This is a genomic window from Hyunsoonleella sp. 2307UL5-6 (assembly GCF_047345485.1).
Lineage (GTDB): Bacteria > Bacteroidota > Bacteroidia > Flavobacteriales > Flavobacteriaceae > Jejuia.
Genome location: NZ_JBLFEN010000005.1, coordinates 327,536 through 344,739, shown reverse-complemented (window position 1 = coordinate 344,739; position 17,204 = coordinate 327,536). Strand labels below are relative to the sequence as shown.

The 17,204-nt window shown below is 31.7% G+C and carries 18 protein-coding genes; 8 read left to right on the top strand and 10 right to left on the bottom strand.

What is annotated here, in order from left to right:
- Positions 1–155: 155 nt before the first annotated feature.
- On the bottom strand, positions 156–1,892 hold the full coding sequence (locus ACKGJY_RS11610; RefSeq protein ID WP_413974056.1) for a WYL domain-containing protein: 1,737 nt from the start codon (positions 1,890–1,892) through the stop codon (positions 156–158).
- Between the two features lie 567 nt (positions 1,893–2,459).
- On the opposite strand from ACKGJY_RS11610, the gene ACKGJY_RS11605 reads away from it, so the two are divergent.
- From ACKGJY_RS11605 to ACKGJY_RS11575, 7 genes are all read left to right on the top strand, one after another.
- The gene (locus ACKGJY_RS11605) at positions 2,460–2,987 is read left to right on the top strand and encodes a hypothetical protein (protein WP_413974055.1); all 528 of its coding nucleotides are present in this window, start codon (positions 2,460–2,462) and stop codon (positions 2,985–2,987) included.
- 140 nt (positions 2,988–3,127) lie between these two features.
- Entirely contained in the window at positions 3,128–4,531 is a 1,404-nt protein-coding gene (locus tag ACKGJY_RS11600; RefSeq protein ID WP_413974054.1) for an RtcB family protein, read from the top strand.
- Positions 4,532–4,610: 79 nt separating this feature from the next.
- On the top strand, positions 4,611–5,285 hold the full coding sequence (locus ACKGJY_RS11595) for a hypothetical protein (protein ID WP_413974053.1): 675 nt from the start codon (positions 4,611–4,613) through the stop codon (positions 5,283–5,285).
- A gap of 54 nt (positions 5,286–5,339) precedes the next feature.
- Positions 5,340–6,083, top strand: coding sequence for a DNA polymerase beta superfamily protein (locus tag ACKGJY_RS11590; RefSeq protein WP_413974052.1), 744 nt, complete (start codon positions 5,340–5,342; stop codon positions 6,081–6,083).
- Entirely contained in the window at positions 6,083–7,141 is a 1,059-nt protein-coding gene (locus tag ACKGJY_RS11585; protein WP_413974051.1) for a DNA polymerase beta superfamily protein, read from the top strand. Before ACKGJY_RS11590 ends, ACKGJY_RS11585 begins: the two co-directional genes overlap by 1 nt.
- A gap of 54 nt (positions 7,142–7,195) precedes the next feature.
- Entirely contained in the window at positions 7,196–8,146 is a 951-nt protein-coding gene (locus tag ACKGJY_RS11580; RefSeq protein ID WP_413974050.1) for an oxidoreductase family protein, read from the top strand.
- Positions 8,146–8,970: a 3'(2'),5'-bisphosphate nucleotidase CysQ family protein gene (locus ACKGJY_RS11575; RefSeq protein ID WP_413974049.1), complete on the top strand. Its 825-nt coding sequence runs from the start codon at positions 8,146–8,148 to the stop codon at positions 8,968–8,970. Before ACKGJY_RS11580 ends, ACKGJY_RS11575 begins: the two co-directional genes overlap by 1 nt.
- 8 nt (positions 8,971–8,978) lie before the next feature.
- On the opposite strand, the gene ACKGJY_RS11570 is transcribed toward ACKGJY_RS11575, so the two are convergent.
- The 3 genes from ACKGJY_RS11570 to ACKGJY_RS11560 form a co-directional block, all read right to left on the bottom strand.
- Complete coding sequence (locus ACKGJY_RS11570; RefSeq protein WP_413974048.1) at positions 8,979–9,881, bottom strand: histone deacetylase; 903 nt, start codon at positions 9,879–9,881, stop codon at positions 8,979–8,981.
- 3 nt (positions 9,882–9,884) lie between these two features.
- Complete coding sequence (locus ACKGJY_RS11565) at positions 9,885–10,769, bottom strand: DUF695 domain-containing protein (protein ID WP_413974047.1); 885 nt, start codon at positions 10,767–10,769, stop codon at positions 9,885–9,887.
- Between the two features lie 159 nt (positions 10,770–10,928).
- Positions 10,929–13,055, bottom strand: coding sequence for a Tex family protein (locus ACKGJY_RS11560; RefSeq protein WP_413974046.1), 2,127 nt, complete (start codon positions 13,053–13,055; stop codon positions 10,929–10,931).
- Positions 13,056–13,123: 68 nt separating this feature from the next.
- Between ACKGJY_RS11560 and ACKGJY_RS11555 the strand changes: the two genes are divergently transcribed.
- Complete coding sequence (locus ACKGJY_RS11555) at positions 13,124–13,597, top strand: nuclear transport factor 2 family protein (protein WP_413974045.1); 474 nt, start codon at positions 13,124–13,126, stop codon at positions 13,595–13,597.
- 233 nt (positions 13,598–13,830) lie between these two features.
- Here the strand turns inward: ACKGJY_RS11555 and ACKGJY_RS11550 are convergent, their stop codons facing one another.
- The 6 genes from ACKGJY_RS11550 to ACKGJY_RS11525 all read right to left on the bottom strand — a co-directional run bounded on the left by ACKGJY_RS11550 (position 13,831) and on the right by ACKGJY_RS11525 (position 17,054).
- Complete coding sequence (locus tag ACKGJY_RS11550; RefSeq protein WP_413974044.1) at positions 13,831–13,995, bottom strand: hypothetical protein; 165 nt, start codon at positions 13,993–13,995, stop codon at positions 13,831–13,833.
- 74 nt (positions 13,996–14,069) lie between these two features.
- Positions 14,070–14,588 (bottom strand): ferritin, encoded by a 519-nt coding sequence (locus tag ACKGJY_RS11545; protein WP_413974043.1) that lies wholly within the window; start codon positions 14,586–14,588, stop codon positions 14,070–14,072.
- 120 nt (positions 14,589–14,708) lie between these two features.
- Positions 14,709–15,095 carry a cupredoxin domain-containing protein gene (locus ACKGJY_RS11540; protein WP_413974042.1) on the bottom strand — a complete coding sequence of 129 codons (387 nt, stop codon included), beginning with the start codon at positions 15,093–15,095 and terminating at the stop codon, positions 14,709–14,711.
- Positions 15,096–15,161: 66 nt separating this feature from the next.
- Positions 15,162–15,710: a carboxymuconolactone decarboxylase family protein gene (locus ACKGJY_RS11535; RefSeq protein WP_413974041.1), complete on the bottom strand. Its 549-nt coding sequence runs from the start codon at positions 15,708–15,710 to the stop codon at positions 15,162–15,164.
- 145 nt (positions 15,711–15,855) lie between these two features.
- The gene (locus ACKGJY_RS11530) at positions 15,856–16,023 is read right to left on the bottom strand and encodes a hypothetical protein (protein WP_413974040.1); all 168 of its coding nucleotides are present in this window, start codon (positions 16,021–16,023) and stop codon (positions 15,856–15,858) included.
- 188 nt (positions 16,024–16,211) lie between these two features.
- On the bottom strand, positions 16,212–17,054 hold the full coding sequence (locus ACKGJY_RS11525; protein ID WP_413974039.1) for a helix-turn-helix domain-containing protein: 843 nt from the start codon (positions 17,052–17,054) through the stop codon (positions 16,212–16,214).
- Between the last annotated feature and the right edge of the window lie 150 nt (positions 17,055–17,204).

The following is a 17,204-nucleotide window of genomic DNA, read 5'->3' as shown; positions in this document are numbered from 1 at the left end:
CGTAAAATACATTATCGACAAAGCATTAACACTTGTAAAAAATGGTGCTGACTTGGATGATTTTGTGGATCAAATAAAGAATATGAATAGATAATAACTTCATTCTAATACATATAAATAAAGTGTCTATTTGGGCGCTTTTTTTGTGGGTTTAATTATGAGTTTTGATTGAATATTTGCTCTTTTTCTTTGTATTCTAATCCGTTTGGTAATAGTGTAGATGAAAATTCCAAGTGTAATACACGGCGCCTTTTTTGAACAATTGATGGTGATGATGCGTGTAATAAAAGAGGTTTTAAAAGTTGAACACCTCCTGAAGCAACTTCGCTAGTAAAAGGAATAGAATTATTAGTTATGAGTTGTATTTCATCATCACTTAATCTTTTATTGTGCGATCCTGGAATGACTTTTAGAGCACCGTTTTTAATGGATGTATCATCTAAATGAATACGCATAGAAAAGGTGTTTTTTGAAATAGCTTCTGGCGGACAAACACTTATCATGCCTTTTTTATTGGTCCATGAACCAAAACCTTCAGTTTCTATTTTTTCAGAGACATTTATGGGTACATCTTGATGCCATGTCACATACCAATTATCTTTTGGTGATTTATCAAAATAAATAGCTTTGGTTAAAAAAGCATTTTTATCGATAGATTTTATAAGTTTTTTGAAATTTTTATTGAACAAAATAGCTTTAAGTTCTGGCATTTTTGCTAATACCTCACGCATCCCAAAAACTTGCTCATTATTTGCTTTAATATAAGCATCAAATCTGGCTTTAAGTTTTCTTATATCGCGTTTTGTATAAACATGATTTAGAATTCCGAAACCTCTATATTCTAGTCGTTTTGCAATAGTTCGGAGGCTTTTATCATTAATTTCAGTTTCATAAACATCTACGGCATCATACAAGCGTTCTTTAATATTTCGTTTTAAACGCTCTGGGGCAATGACTTTTATGCCTTCTCTTAAACCTAAAATCTCTTTTTCTAATTCAAAATTAAGTTGAACTTTTAATGAAATAGTAACCCCATAATGATCTCTGCTTACTTCCTTTTGAGAATGATGAAACGGTTTTGTTAATACATAAGGTGCTTGTTTATGTGCTATGTAAAGTAATACATCTTCGGGCTCAAGATTTGGGCTTACAGAAACACCAATGGCATTTTTATAAAAGTTTTCAGAATTAAAATTGGAGTCTATTTCGAATGATTTCGAGCTTTTTTTAACTGAAATAATGCGGTCTAAAGCCAAATTCATAATGCCTTCATTTTTTTGACGTTTACCTATTACAAACCATCTATTTCTGAACTCTTTTAACAAATATGGATGGAAAATAAACGTACTTTCTTGTCGTGCTTTAAAAGATTGATACGTGATGTCAATAGCTTGCTTTTTAAGTACAAATTGATATAGCTTATCTAAAAATTTTAAGCCTTTTAAGTTCTCATTTTTCTCAAAATCAATCAATGATTTTTCTTGCGTTTTTTGCGTGTAAACATGGTCTTCTAATTTTTGAACCATGCTTCCTAATTCTTCAAAATGTGAAAAACCCTGAAACTGTTTTAAAAACGAAACAGCTTGAGATAATTTACCTAAATCTTGATTGGAAATTGGGCTGTTGGTAATACTATAATTTTCATCTTCATATTTATAAAACTTTCTCTGGTAAACCACTATTGGCGCATTGTATCCTAACTTATCACTACGCATCATTTGGATATCTAGTTGCACCGTTCTTTTACTTACATCTACATCTTTCCCTTCGTACTCATAAAGTGCATAAGAAACTGCTTCTATTAAATCATCTAGCGTCCATTGCCTGAAGTTGTTTTGCAAACACTTATCAATAGTTTTGTAGCGGATTAATGCGTTTTTATTTACTGCCATTTTTCGTCAATTTTCAAGATAAAATAAAAGTAAAAATTACTACGCAATATTTATGCGTAATAATGAAAAACCTCAAAAAATCTGGTGGATAAAATAAAATATTTGCTTTTTTAAAAAAAATATAATACTTCGTATTATGGAGTCCATTTTTCAGAAAAAGAAAAAATAAATTTTGAAAAGTCAAAAATAAATCTGAATCTTTGCAACGCATTTCAACCAAAACTAAGTTGAATCAAAAATTAAAAACTATGAGTTTATGTATAACATATCAAAATTTCCCGAAAGGCATATCGCCTTTTGTGATGCTTCGTGATTATCGTTAGATAAACTTTTCAAAATAATAAATGAAAACCCGAAGCAATTTAAAAACTGTTTCGGGTTTTTTGTTTTCAGCCGTTAGCGTTCTGCTAAACAATTTCTCAAAACAGTAATTATTAAACAAATTATGTTGTCATGCTGAGCGCAGTCGAAGCATCTTATCATAATTTGTAAACATCAAGAATTTTAAAAATCGATTTAAAACACTTTGTTTTCACAAAGCATTTTTTAAATCAAATAAAAAAAACAATGGACACAAATTTGTTAAACAATTATGTGCTTAAAGCTATAGACGCTTATCCATATGAACTGGAAGAAACTGTAGAAAATCTAAACTACGCCTTATCATACGAAGCTAATAATGCGTATGCGTTATACTTAATGGGACGTTTACAAGCTGAACAATTTGGCGATTATGAAAAAGCAAAGCAGTATTACACTGAAGCTTTGGCTAATAAAATGGATTTTCAAAAGGTGTATCCGCACTACATTTTGGTATTGATATGGAACGAAGATTTCGAGGAAGCTCAAAAATTAATCGACTTTGCTTTTACCGTAAAAGGCTTAAATAAAGCAGAAGTTTGGCTAAAACAAGGGCAATTATTTGAAAATATTCAAGCCTATAAAAAAGCAATCAAAGCATTAAAAAAAGCTAAATTATTTAGCTGTAATGATGATTTTACGTGGTTAGTTGATTCTGAAATATCAAGAATTAAAAATAAAATTAAACCTAAAAAGAAGACATCATCTAAAAATAATAAGAATAAAAAGAAATAATTTTTTAACTACGCAAAAACATTGCGTAATGGTGTAAAATATTTGCAAAGTAATCATAAAGAAATCTAGTTAAACAAGGTTTCAAAAGTAGTGCTCCACCAGACGAGGAAGCTGGTGGGGCTAATTAAAAAACAAAAACTATGTCAACAAATACAAAAATTACAGGAAACGATTTAATCGCATTAGGTTACAGACAAGGAAAATGGATGAAAGAAGCCATCGCACATATTAATGAAAATAAATTAGAAGGAAAAGACATGGAAACCTATTTAAAACAATTTAAATCTCCAGACCCTATTGAATTACATAAAAAACCAGTTGACTTTTCTATAAACATTAAAGCAGAAAACGAAGAGGAAAAAGATAATGTTAATAAAGTGATTAATTCGATGCAAACCTTAATGAAAACACCAACACTAGTTGCTGGTGCTATTATGCCAGATGCTTGTCCTGCGGGACCAGACGGCACTATTCCTGTTGGCGGTGTGGCGGTTGCAAAAAACGCTATTCACCCAGGCATGCATAGTGCAGATATTTGCTGCTCTGTCATGTTAACCGATTTTGACAAAACAGACCCAAAAGACATTTTAGATGCTGCGCATGCTAACACACATTTTGGTCCTGGAGGACGTGATAGAGACTCACAATTTAGATTTCCAAAAGCATTATTAGAGGCTTTTGAATCTAACTATTTTTTAAATGATGGACAAATGATTCAAATCGCTAGATCACATTTAGGAACGCAAGGCGATGGCAATCACTTTTTGTTTGTTGGGAAATCTAAAAAAACTGGAAACACAATGCTAGTTACGCATCATGGATCAAGAGGTCCAGGCGCGCGTTTATATACAAAAGGTATGAAAATCGCTGAACGTTTTCGACGCGACTTATCACCAGATACTAAAAAGCAAAATGCTTGGATTCCTTTTGATACAGAAGAAGGGCAGTCATACTGGGATGCTTTACAAATTATAAGAGATTGGACAAAAGTGAACCATGAAGTAATTCATAATTCGGTAGCCGAGACTTTAGACATCAATATTGAAAACAGATACTGGAACGAGCATAACTTCGTCTTTAAAGATGGCGATTTATTTTATCACGCTAAAGGTGCAACGCCTTTAGATGCTAAGTTTATGCCAGATATTACAGGTCCAAGGTTGATTCCGTTAAACATGAGCGAACCTGTCTTAATTGTTGAAGGTGCTACCACAAAAACCAATTTAGGCTTTGCTCCGCATGGTGCTGGTAGAAACGTGAGTAGAACCCAACACAGAAAAAGCAAAACAGGAACTACCATGCAAATCTTTAAAGAAGAAACGCGAGGTTTAGATATTAGGTTTTTCTCTAAAGAAATTGATATCACCGAATTACCAAGCGCATACAAAAATGCAAAAGCTGTAAGAGCACAAATGGACGAATACGGTTTAGGAAATGTTATTGACGAAGTAATGCCTTATGGCTGTATTATGGCTGGCGATTGGCAGAAGAATGCACCTTGGAAAATTAGGCGAGAGAAACGTAATAGAAATAAAAAGCGTTAGATTTTAGAAAGGAAAAAAGTGGACTGACGCAAGTTGGTCTGCTTTTTTAAATAAAAAATTAACTTTATAAAAAATTATAATGTCTAAAGAAATATTTATCAAATCATACCTAGAAAAAGTAGAAAAGAATTATAGTTATCTAGAACCATATTTCAATCATTCATTAATATTATTATCTGCGATTAATCCAGTTAAGTATGAAATTATTAATTGCCTAATGATTGAACAATTTATAGCTGCTATTAACTGTACGAATCATTTTTTAGAACGATTAATGAAACTTGCTCTTATTCAAAAAAAAACTAAAGGTCTTAAATATGATAAAGTTGAAAAATTATCTAAAAAGCTAGATGTTGCATATCATAACTATGATAAGTTAAATTTATGGGAATCAATAGACAAATGTCTTAAAGAAGCTAAGTTAATTACTACTGAGGAATTTAATACACTTAACAATATGAAAGATAAAATAAGAAATTCATATAGCCATGCCCAAATGCAGAAGATAAATCAAGGTCTTCCGAATAAAATTCCGATGAGAATGTATAGTTTTAAGGAAGTAGCAAAGTCAATGAAAAACAAAACTCCAATAGAGCACAAAGAAGTTTTAGTCCCTACAAAATCTCCTGCGTTACAATCAGAATTTCAAAAAATGAATTCTAAAGAATTAGCTATAAATTATTTTAATACTGTTTATCAAATTGCAAAAAACATTGATATTAAACTAGACACTAATAAGGAATATTATAAATAATTGAGTATCAAAAAGGAAGATATGGGATATTTTGATTAATCCACTTTTATAAAAATGAAAACTAAAATACTAGAAAAACTCTCAGGAATAGAGAAAGACAAAAATATAGAAATACTATTCGCTTGCGAATCTGGCAGTAGAGCATGGGGATTTGAATCTCCAGACTCAGATTATGACATTCGTTTTATCTTTAAACATAATAAAGAATGGTATCTAAATCTATGGGATAAAAAAGACACTATAGAGTTTATGACGGAAGATGATTTAGATGGCTCAGGTTGGGATATAAGAAAAGCATTAAAGCTAATGTCAAAAACCAATGCATCATTTTTAGGTTGGCTTTTTTCGCCTATAGTTTATAGAGCTGACAATCATTTTTTAAAAGAGATGAAAATCTTAGCAACTAACAATTTCAATCCAGTTGCTGGCTTTTATCATTATCATAGTATGAGTAAGGGTTTTGAAGAAACTTTAGATACAGACAAAATGACTTTAAAAAGTTTTTTTTATGCAATAAGAACAGCATTATGCGCTAGTTGGATCTATAAAAACAAAACCATTCCACCTGTTTTATTTACAGAGTTATACTCTATAATTGATTTTGAATATCATTCAACTTTAGATGATTTAATTCTTTTAAAAAGTGAAAACATAGAGAAAAGTAATGAGCCTGTGGATTGCGGTTTAATTGAGTTAGTTAGAAGAATTGTATCTGAAAATAATGATGTAAAAGATAATTTAGAGAATAAGAAATCTAATCCAGATGATTTTAACGAACTCTTTTTAAAAATAATATAATGACAATTGAAGAACTTAAAAAATCAGGTTCAATAATCTTTGAAAGTATTAGTGGCAGTAGAGCTTATGGCTTGGATACTGCCACTTCTGACACTGATATTAGAGGTGTATTCATTCTTCCCAAAGAACAGTTTTATTCATTAAATTACATTGGTCAAATTAACAATGAAACTAATGATATTTCATATTACGAATTGAATAAATTTATAGAATTATTATCTAAAAATAACCCCAATTTAATAGAATTATTAAATGAACCTAAATCATGTATACTATATCAACACCCAATATTTGAAAAGATTAAAAAAGAAGATTTTCTATCAAAGCTTTGTAAAAACACTTTTGCAAATTATGCATTCACTCAAATTAAAAAAGCTAGAGGTTTAAACAAGAAAATTGTGAACCCTGTTGATAAAGAGAGAAAATCCGTTGAGGATTTCTGCTATGTAAGAGGCGAAAAACAATCTGTGTTATTTAAAGAGTTTGCAATCAAAAACAAACTGAATTTGAATTCTTGTGGCTTAGTAAATTTAGCTCATATGAAAGATTGTTATAATCTATTTTACAATGAGAATTTAAACTATAACGGAATTGCTAGGAAAAATGCTAATGAAGTTTGCTTAAGCTCTGTTCCCAAAACTGAAATACCTATTGCAGTTTTATACTTTAATGTAGATGGGTATTCAACTTATTGCAAGAAATATAGAGAATATTGGAACTGGGTAGAAAAAAGAAATGAAGAGCGTTACAAAAGTAATATTTCTCACAGTAAAAATTACGATGCTAAAAATATGATGCATACGTTTAGGTTGCTGCATATGGCAAAAGAAATAGGTTTAAACAATGAAATAAATGTTAGACGAAAAGATAGAGAATTTCTTTTGTCAATAAAAAATGCAGAATTCGAATATAATGATTTAGTTTCAAAAGCAGAAAAAATAAAAAATGAGTTAGATGAAATTTATAAAAATTCATCTTTAATTGATAGACCAAATTTTAAAAATATCAATAAATTAATTTATAAAATTAGAAATCAATTTTATAATAATATGGTTTAAACCATATTATTATAAAAGTTTTTAAAAACCACATTTCCATACCTTTGAAACCCTATGAACGAGCATTTCAAATCCTTAATTCTACAAAACACTGGTGCGTCTTCTTTAAAACAAAAAGAAGTCATCCAAGAATTATGGAGCGGTTATGGTAAAATTATACGTATTGCATTAGAAAATTCTAAATTAGAAAGCGTTGTAGTGAAACATGTGCAATTACCAAAAAGTAATAATCACCCCAGAGGCTGGAACACAGATATTGGGCATCAAAGAAAATTAAAATCTTACCAAGTAGAAACCACTTGGTATAAGACATACGGTAAACATAGTCTAGCACGTTTACCAAAATGTTTTGCTATTGAAAGTCACCAAAATGAAGTACTTATAGTCCTTGAAGATTTAGATAAATCAGGTTTCCCATTACGAAAACAAGAGGTAACTTGGAAAGATATAGAAATCTGTTTAGAATGGTTAGCAAAATTTCATGCGAGTTATTTAGGAAAAGTACCTAACGGCCTTTGGGACGTTGGCACCTATTGGCATTTGGAAACCAGACCGCAAGAACTGGAAGTTTTAGAAGAGACAGCATTAAAAAACGCAGCTGCGGCTATTGATAAAAAATTAAATGATTGCACCTTTAAAACATTTGTGCATGGTGATGCAAAATCGGCAAACTTTTGTTTTTCGGAAAACGGAGAAGTAGCCGGTGTAGATTTTCAATATGTAGGTGGTGGCTGTGGTATGAAAGATGTCGCTTACTTTGTTGGAAGCTGCCTTAATGAAAGCGATTGCGAACGTTTAGAATTAAAAATACTAGACACTTACTTTGCGCATTTACACAAAGCCCTTGGTAAAAAAAATGAAGCTCTTGAAAACGAATGGCGCCCATTATATCGTGTGGCTTGGGCAGATTTTCATCGGTTTTTAAAAGGTTGGAGCCCCGACCATTGGAAAATTAATAGTTATAGCGAGCGTATCACTGCTGAAGTGATTAAAAACTTATCGTAATGGATTTACAATATTTAGCAACTATTGCCATAGAAGCGGCACTTTCTGCCGGAGAAGTTATTCAGAAACACTTAAACGATGATATTATTGTTGAGCAAAAAGAAGGAGGAAATACCTATGCCTCTCAAGTGGTTACAAAAGTAGACCGAGAATGTGAGACTATTATTTTATCACATTTAAAACCAACGTGCAAAGCCTTTGATATTGGTTTACTATCCGAAGAAACAGAAGACGATGGAAGTCGATTTAAAAAAGATTTCTTTTGGTGTATTGATCCTTTGGACGGTACGCTAGCTTTCATCAATAAGCATCCTGGATTTTCTGTGTCTATCGCTCTCATTGCTAAAGATGGTACGCCTTTAATTGGGATTGTATTTGATCCAAGCACTGAAACCCTTTACCACGCTATAAAAGGCCACGGCGTTTATAGAAATAAAATGACTTGGACAATTAAAAACACAAACAACTATCTAACTTACTTTACAGATAAAACACTAAAAGACACACCAAAGTCAGCCGAAATCCAAAATATACTCAACACACATAAAGCAGATTTAGAATTAAAAGGCATTAAAGAAATATCTGGAAAAGGCGCAGTAATGTGTGCTATTTCAGTTTTAGAAAATGGACCAGCATGTTTTTTAAAATTCCCAAAAACAGAAACTGGCGGCGGCAGTATTTGGGATTATGCAGCTACAGCATGTATCTACGAAGAACTCAATTTAACTGCAACAAATTTTAATGGCGAACCCCTAAATTTAAATAAAACCGATGGTACGTTTATGAATAATAAGGGGGTTTATTACTATAATTTGATGATTTAATTACAATTTCAAAAGAAAATCTCCTGAGCCAGCCGAAACGTATTGGCATGTGCTTCAATAATAACTTTAATATCTGGAGAATAACCACCACCCATAGAGCACATTACAGGTATTTTATAATCTCTAAAAGTTTGTAAAACGAAGCGATCGCGTTCTTTACATCCTTCTAAAGTCATGCCTAATTTTCCCAACTTATCTGAAGCTACAACATCTACACCACATAAATAATAGATAAAATCTGGTTTATGACTTACAATCAATTTGGGTAAGGTTTCTTTTAAAATAGATAAATAAGTAGCATCATCGGTATCATTTTCTAAAGCAATATCTAAATCACTTTCTTCTTTTTTAAATGGATAATTACCTTTTCCGTGCATAGAAAAGGTAAATACGCTAGTATCATTCTGAAAAATCTCTGCAGTACCATTACCTTGATGCACATCTAAATCGACAATTAGTATTTTTTTCGATAATCCCTTATCTATTAAATATCGTGCGCCTATAGCTTGGTCATTCAACAAACAAAAAGCTTCGCCTCTATTAGAATAGGCATGATGTGTACCTCCAGCTATATTCATAGCAACACCATGTTGCAACGCAAACTCACTTGCTTTTATGGTGCCATTAGCAATTATAACCTCACGTTTAACGAGCACTTCACTTAACGGAAATCCTATTTTTCGAGCAGCTCGAGCATCTAAAGTTAAGTTTAATAAATCCTTATAATATTCTTGTGTATGAACTTTAAGAATATGAGTATCATCAGGGATATTTGGTTCAAAAAAGTTAGCTGGTGTACACGTGCCTTCGTATACTAATTGTTCGGGCAATAACTCATATTTAATCATTGGAAACCGATGGCCTTCTGGTAAGGGGTGTTTATAAATTGGGTGATACGCTATTTTTAACATTCATTAATTTCTAACAACAATTGTTTCCCAACCATCATATTTAGCGTCGTAATTTTTACTCATTTCCTGTAAGGAAGATGTTATGGCATTCATAGTATCAATATCTACTTTGTTATTTTTGTAAAACTGTAAGCTATAAGGAAATTTTGCAACACCTTTTCTACCTGAAAACTCGATTTTAAAATTTAACTTAATAATAGCCTCTGAAAAATGCCCTAAGTTTTCTTTATTTCTAAAATATATCCAATGATCAACACGTCTTTTTTTTGTTAGGTTGTCTCCAGCTTCTTTTAATTCTTTTATTAAACGAAGATTTGATATTTGATTTTTTATTTCTTCATTTGGATATAAAAACTGAGTGTAATATTCCCATTTTTTATCTTCTTTAATATTTAAGGAATATGTATTATTTGCATAATTTGTCTCGTAAAACGATTCTACTTTTTCCTTAATACCAAGATCAGATTTCAAATAAAAATACTCTAAACGCTCAAAATTATTTGTAAAAGACCCTACCAACATACCTTCAGCCTCTTGTTTTAAAAGCGCATTAAGCTCATCACCTATTTTGTGTAGTAATTTAAACGTTTCATCACCTTCTGGCAAGCCATCCTCTCTGTTGCTTTCATAAGTAATACCTGTGACCAAAACATAATTATAATCCAAAATTGGAGCCTTCTCCATTAAATCCATCCTAACAGTGGTAGAACCTGGTTTTCCACCTTCATAAGACGCCATATATGTTTCCCAATGCTCTGTTTTTGCTTGAGAATAAAGGTTTGTGCAAAAAAACAAACCTAAACCATAAACAAGACTCTTTTTTAAAATATTGAAAAAAGTCGTTATTTTAGGACAGGAATGTTTAGATGAATACATAAGTCGTTTCATATATAAGCTAGTTAGGGTTATGTAATTAAATTGGTTGCTTTTTGCATCTAACTTATAACAAAATAGAACAAAGTACAAATATTGCCTTCAATAAATACGTATTATTTAAACCACTTATTCGCTGCTAAAAATATATGCTTTAGGAATATTTAAAAACAATTACTTATGCAATTTTAGTTGAATACGCTTTCGCGGAATATCAACCTGTAAAACTTTTACAATAATTTGTTGGTGCAAATGTACGTGCTCATTCACGTCTTTCACAAAACTATCTGATAAGTTAGATACATGAATCAACCCGCTCTCTTTAATCCCAACATCAACGAAACACCCAAAGTTGGTAATGTTATTGACAATACCCGGAAGTAATTGGCCTTCCTTTAAATCGTTTATGGTTTTTATATTTTGATTGAAGGTGAATACTTTAGCTTGCTCCCGAATATCTAAACCTGGTTTTTCGAGTTCTTTGATGATATCTTCTAGCGTTAACAAACCAACAGATTCTGTGCAATACTGCTTTAAATTTAGTTTTTTAAGCAATTCTGAATTTCCAATTAAATCTTTAACAGATTTCCCTAAATCCTTCGCCATTTTTTCTACAATTCCATAACTTTCAGGATGTACAGCAGAATCATCCAACGGGTTTTTAGCATTTTTAATTCGTAAAAACGCTGCGCCTTGTTCAAAAGCTTTTCCACCTAAACGTGGTACTTTTTTAATAGCGTTTCTAGATTGAAAAACACCATTTTCGGTTCTATAATTAAAAATGTTTTCGGCTAGTTTAGGTCCAATTCCAGACACAGCACTTAGTAGCGGTTTACTTGCGGTATTAATATTTACACCAACAGCATTTACACAATTTTCTACCACAACATCCAGTTCTTTTTGAAGCTTGGTTTGGTCTACATCGTGCTGGTATTGGCCAACACCAATGGATTTTGCATCAATTTTAACCAATTCTGCCAATGGATCTTGAAGTCGCCTTCCAATGGATACCGAGCCACGAACGGTAACATCGTAATCTGGAAATTCTTCCCTAGCAATTTTAGATGCTGAATAAATGCTTGCGCCTGCTTCGCTTACTACAAAAACCTGCACATCGTTTTTAAAATGTACTTTTCTAATTAATGCTTCGGTTTCTCTGGAAGCGGTACCATTTCCGACAGCAATAGCTTCTATTTTATGCGCCTCACAAAGTGAACTTATTTTTTTCATGGCACCAACACTATCATTTTTTGGCGGATGCGGATATATGGTTTCATTATACTTTAATTGCCCTTGTGCATCTAAACACACTACTTTACAGCCCGTTCTAAACCCAGGATCGATAGCTAAAACACGTTTTTCTCCCAATGGTGAACCTAATAATAATTGTTTTAAATTTTTTGCAAATACTGAAATAGCAGCAGCATCGGCTTTGTCTTTTGCTAGTTGTAAGGCTTCGTTGCTTAACGATGGAAATAACAAGCGTTTGTAAGCATCTGCAATAGCAATCTCAATTTGTGCTGCGCAAGCGTTATTACTTTTAATAATGCGTCGTTCTATATTATCTAAAGCTCTTTCATTATCTATTTGAATTTTTACGCGAATAAAGCCTTCTTTTTCAGCTCTTAAAATAGCTAATAATCTATGTGATGGAATCCTGCTTAAGCTTTCTTCCCAATCAAAATAATCTCTAAATTTTTGAGCGTTTTCATCATCTATCTTTGCTTTAATTACTTTGGTAGCTATCATTGCAAAACGCTCTAATTGGCGGCGTATGTTGTTACGAATATTGGTACGTTCATTAATCCATTCTGCAATAATGTGGCGTGCGCCTTCTAAGGCGTCTTCAACAGAAGTCACATTCCCTTTTACATACTTAAAGGCAATCCGCTCAATATCATTTGCATTCTGACTCATAATAATTTTGGCCAATGGCTCTAAACCACTTTGTCTCGCTTTTTCAGCTTTAGTTTTTCGGCTTTTTTTAAATGGCAGATACAAATCCTCCAGTGTGGTTAAGTCTTGCGTTACTTCTATTTTTTGTTTTAGATCTAGCGTTAAAACACCTTGCTCTTCTAGCGCTTTTACAATAGCTTTTTTTCGTTTTTCTAAGGCTTCAAATTGTTCCTTATATTTTACAATATCTCCTATTTGCACCTCATCTAAATTTCCAGTGCGCTCTTTTCTGTATCGCGATATAAAGGGAATAGTACAATCTTCTTCCAACAATTGAATCGTGTTTTTTACCGACTGTTCTGGTAATTGTAACTTAGAAAGTATGTATTTTAGTTGCGCTGACATTAATTCTGAAATATTTTAATGCTAAAATAAGATATAGTATTGACTTAAATTTTAAAAAACAAATCACCATGAAACCCTTTATTAAAATAGTTGTTGTTTTAAGTATACTTTTTACAAATTGTAAAAAAGAAGAAAAACAACGCACCAATAATACCGAAGACTTTAAAGCGGTAGAGCAAATTATACAGGATGCTTTTGATGATATTTGGAGTGCTAAAAAAGAAGAACGCATTTTAAAATATCACACTGATGATTTTATTCTTTTAGAACATGGCGAAGTGTGGACAAACGATACCATTGTCAATTGGTGTAAGCGCGCAAAATTGAGAGATACTGGTGTAAAACGCATTAACAGTTTTGATTTTTTTGAGGCTAAAAGAGAAGGGAATCGCATTTGGATGGCATACCACAATTATGCCACTATAAAAAGCGATACTTTAGAACGAAAATTACAATGGTTAGAGAGTATTGTTGCAATTAAACAAGATACTATTTGGAAGTTAGAAATGATGCACTCTACGAGAGTACCTATTGAGAATTAAATAACAATTAGTACAAATATGTTATAATTTTAAACCTCACAGGTTTTAGAAAATCTGTGAGGTCTTTTTTATATACAGTATATATTTGACATACTAAAAGTTTGATGATGGCACTATTTTTAGCGGATAAACCCGGGTTAGGGATTGCAGTGTAAAGCCCACAGCGCCGCGTAGCTTTTGGGCGCGAGGACTTGCAGCGTAAAGCCCGACCCGACAGGGGAACCCCAAAAAAATTAAGCCACTTTTTTAATTAAATCAAAGCAAGGACACTTTTTACAGCGCTTATTTTCGCCTTTTTTAAACTTTTTACAGCAACTACTTTTTACTTTTTCAGGAAGTTCTATTCCTAATTTTCGTAGCTTTTTAATTGCCTTTTTTTGTTTCTTTTTTTTGCTCACAGCGTGCGAATGTTCAATTCATTGAGCAAAAATAAGTTATTTTTATTAAATCTAAATAAGCTTAAGTGTTAAAATTATTCAGGACTATCTATCGCAGCTGTAGTTACCGTTAAATTTTCAATATCTCTATCAAATAAATACAAACCACCTTTGTCATCACCAATCATATTTATCTTATCTAAAATGGTGCGTGCAACAGCCTCTTCTTCTATTTGTTCTGCAACATACCATTGTAAAAAATTATGGGTTGCATAATCTTTTTCTTGAAGTGATATATGTACTAATTCGTTAATGCTTTGAGATACAAACACCTCATGATCAAACAATTTTTCAAACATTTCTTTAAAAGAATTAAAGGTTACATTTGGTGCTTTTAGTTGTGAAATTTTTGCGTGTCCTCCACGCTCATTTACAAACTTTACCAATTTTAACATGTGCTCACGCTCTTCATCGCTTTGCGCATACATAAAGTTTGATACCCCTTCTAAACCTTTAACCTCTGCCCAACATGCCATGGCCAAATATATTTGAGATGATTCTGCCTCTACTCGTATTTGATTATTTAACGCCTGTTCTATAGATTTTGATAACATATTACTTGGTTTTTTGTAAAGTTAAAAAATTACTCGCTTTCTATATTATTTATAATCATAAAAAAAGGCTATTCTAATATTAGAATAGCCTTTAGTGATCTATTAATTAATACTTGAAAATTACTGTACAGTAAGTGTATACTGTGGTGTTGGATTTAAAGGACAGAAATATACATACTCTCCTTTTGCTAATGTAGTGGCCTTAGTTTTTTGTGTCTCTCCATCTTTAACAACTTGTGTTACATAAGCTGTTTGTATGTGATTTTCTGGTTTGCTAGCATCATCACCTTTTTTTACTAAAACTAAACCAACTTCTTTAGCTGCATGATTATTTGCTACTTCAAATACATAAGTACCTTCGCTTACCGTTAATGCTTTTTGAACAAATTCTCCTTTAGTTTGCTCTAAAGAAATGGTTTTTACTGCTTTGTCCATCATTTTATCTTGTGCATTTCCGTTTAAAGCGAAACCTAATGTTACTACTAAAATTGCTATTACTTTTTTCATTGTTTTAATTGTTTTGAGCTTTTGCTCTGATTATTGATTATTTGTGTTTAATATTAATTTTTATAATTATACAGTAGTTGCTGTTAATGGTTGTGCTACTGGAAAATCTACTGGTACTTGTGTTGTACTGTGTACGTAATTTGAAATGGTTTTATCGCCTACTAAAGAAATAGTATCGATTAAATTCCCTTTTGAATAGCCTGCGTTAAAGAAATTTTCTAATACAGCTTCGTCTGTTTTTCCTCTATTTTCTGTAATGTTTTTAGCTAATTTAGCTAAGGCATCCAATTTAGTATCAAAAGAAGCTTCTCCTGCTCTTAATTCTAAAATTTGATCATCAGTAAAACCATTCATTTTACCAATTGCAGTGTGTGCAGATAAACAGTAAACACAATTATTTACTTCGCTCACAGCTAAATTAACAACCTCTTTTTCTTTAGCCGATAAAGATGTTTTTGCATTTGCAAAATTTAAATAGTTTTCTAAAGCTGTATCACTATGTGCATATGTTGCATATAAATTTGGTACAAAACCTAATGCTTTGTTTAAATTATCGAAAATAGCTTGATTATTTTCGCTTACTTGTTCTCTTGTTGGTACGTTAAATGTGCTCATTATTTTTGTTTTGTTTATCCTGAGTGTGTCTCAGGATATTGTTATTATATATTGCTTTATTTTGATTGTACAAAGATGCAACCGTTTTAAAAGTTGCACCATGATTGTATTTCCCTTTGGGTTGTCAATTTTTCCCTTTATTATTTTACGTAATAGTATTGTCTTGAATAAAAGGTCTTTCTGCATCACAATAAAAATCGTGAATGTGTCTTTGCTCACAATGTGTTTTTGGCGAAATAGTATTTAATACTTTTCTTCCTTTTCCTCTAAAAATTTCAATTAAATTGAAAACTGATATATGTTTTAAATTCATAATGTTATTGTTTTAATTATACACTACAAAGATGCACGAAAAGGAGATGTAATAAAATGATAAGATTGCCCTAGGTGTTGTCAATTTTTCCCTATGAATGCTTTTTACAACACAACAAAAGCGGTTTGACCAGAAACACTATAAGCTTTTAAGCGTATTTGAATATTAAAATAAATTTGAAGACGATTTTATAATATTTTTTGCAGTTGTTTTTTAAAATCAGATGGAGATAATTCTGTATGTTTTTTAAAAAGTCGGCTTAAATGTGAAGCATCTTCAAAACCCACTTCATATGCAATTTCCTTAGCAGTTTTATCAGTGTAAATTAGTAGTCGTTTTGCTTCTAGCACAACACGCTCATGTATGATTTGTAGCGGACTTGTTTTTAATTTTGAGAATGTATTTGACAGTGTTTTTGGAGATTTAAATAGTTTATCTGCATAAAACGATACACTATGTTCTGTTTTAAAATGAGATTCAACTAGCATATTAAACTCACGCAACAAATCTATTTTAGTGTTTTTTGATGTTTCTACAAACCCTTCTTTGGCTTTTAGTAGTCTTGTACCTATAATGATGAAACGCGCCATAAGCATCCGCAACATTTCAGCTTGAATAGTATCTTTAGTTTCAAATTCATCTAAAAACACTTCGTGTAATGTATTTAACTTTTTGTGTTCTTTATCTTGTAATTTTATAATTGGAATATGCACATTACCAAAAAACAATAAACCCGCACAACTAACTTCTTGATCGTGATCTTTAATACAATAAAACTCTCTGTTAAATTGATACACCACCAAATCTACCCCTGATAAGAACTGAAAATACTGCACTGTAGTTAATGCTAAAATACTATTTGCCTCAATGGTATAAGGCACGCTATCTACAACTATTTCAGCTTTAGACCATTGTGTTCTTACAAATGTATATAAATCTGGTTGCTTCGGTGTTTTATAAGATTTTAAGAGTGTTTCATCTCCTATTTTTAAAGTGGCGTTAGTAGAAAACTCGGTAAATGTTTTTTGCATTTGGGGTTAGTCTCTATTTCATATAAAACATTACATAATACTAATAAAACGAACGTAACAACTTTAGCAACAAGGCAATAATTTTCTTCTCTTACTGAATTAGAATTATCAAATTCTTCAAAATTATTCTTTTCCCCATTAAATCATTAT

Excerpts from the sequence above, each read along its gene's own strand:
- ACKGJY_RS11525 (WP_413974039.1), bottom strand. The coding sequence starts at position 17,054 with ATGCAAAAAACATTTACCGAGTTTTCTACTAACGCCACTTTAAAAATA.
- ACKGJY_RS11545 (WP_413974043.1), bottom strand. The coding sequence starts at position 14,588 with ATGTTATCAAAATCTATAGAACAGGCGTTAAATAATCAAATACGAGTA.
- ACKGJY_RS11580 (WP_413974050.1), top strand. The coding sequence starts at position 7,196 with ATGAACGAGCATTTCAAATCCTTAATTCTACAAAACACTGGTGCGTCT.
- ACKGJY_RS11585 (WP_413974051.1), top strand. The coding sequence starts at position 6,083 with ATGACAATTGAAGAACTTAAAAAATCAGGTTCAATAATCTTTGAAAGT.
- ACKGJY_RS11555 (WP_413974045.1), top strand. The coding sequence starts at position 13,124 with ATGAAACCCTTTATTAAAATAGTTGTTGTTTTAAGTATACTTTTTACA.
- ACKGJY_RS11565 (WP_413974047.1), bottom strand. The coding sequence starts at position 10,769 with ATGAAACGACTTATGTATTCATCTAAACATTCCTGTCCTAAAATAACG.
- ACKGJY_RS11600 (WP_413974054.1), top strand. The coding sequence starts at position 3,128 with ATGTCAACAAATACAAAAATTACAGGAAACGATTTAATCGCATTAGGT.
- ACKGJY_RS11540 (WP_413974042.1), bottom strand. The coding sequence starts at position 15,095 with ATGAAAAAAGTAATAGCAATTTTAGTAGTAACATTAGGTTTCGCTTTA.
- ACKGJY_RS11605 (WP_413974055.1), top strand. The coding sequence starts at position 2,460 with ATGGACACAAATTTGTTAAACAATTATGTGCTTAAAGCTATAGACGCT.
- ACKGJY_RS11535 (WP_413974041.1), bottom strand. The coding sequence starts at position 15,710 with ATGAGCACATTTAACGTACCAACAAGAGAACAAGTAAGCGAAAATAAT.
- ACKGJY_RS11560 (WP_413974046.1), bottom strand. The coding sequence starts at position 13,055 with ATGTCAGCGCAACTAAAATACATACTTTCTAAGTTACAATTACCAGAA.
- ACKGJY_RS11570 (WP_413974048.1), bottom strand. The coding sequence starts at position 9,881 with ATGTTAAAAATAGCGTATCACCCAATTTATAAACACCCCTTACCAGAA.
- ACKGJY_RS11590 (WP_413974052.1), top strand. The coding sequence starts at position 5,340 with ATGAAAACTAAAATACTAGAAAAACTCTCAGGAATAGAGAAAGACAAA.
- ACKGJY_RS11595 (WP_413974053.1), top strand. The coding sequence starts at position 4,611 with ATGTCTAAAGAAATATTTATCAAATCATACCTAGAAAAAGTAGAAAAG.
- ACKGJY_RS11530 (WP_413974040.1), bottom strand. The coding sequence starts at position 16,023 with ATGAATTTAAAACATATATCAGTTTTCAATTTAATTGAAATTTTTAGA.
- ACKGJY_RS11610 (WP_413974056.1), bottom strand. The coding sequence starts at position 1,892 with ATGGCAGTAAATAAAAACGCATTAATCCGCTACAAAACTATTGATAAG.
- ACKGJY_RS11575 (WP_413974049.1), top strand. The coding sequence starts at position 8,146 with ATGGATTTACAATATTTAGCAACTATTGCCATAGAAGCGGCACTTTCT.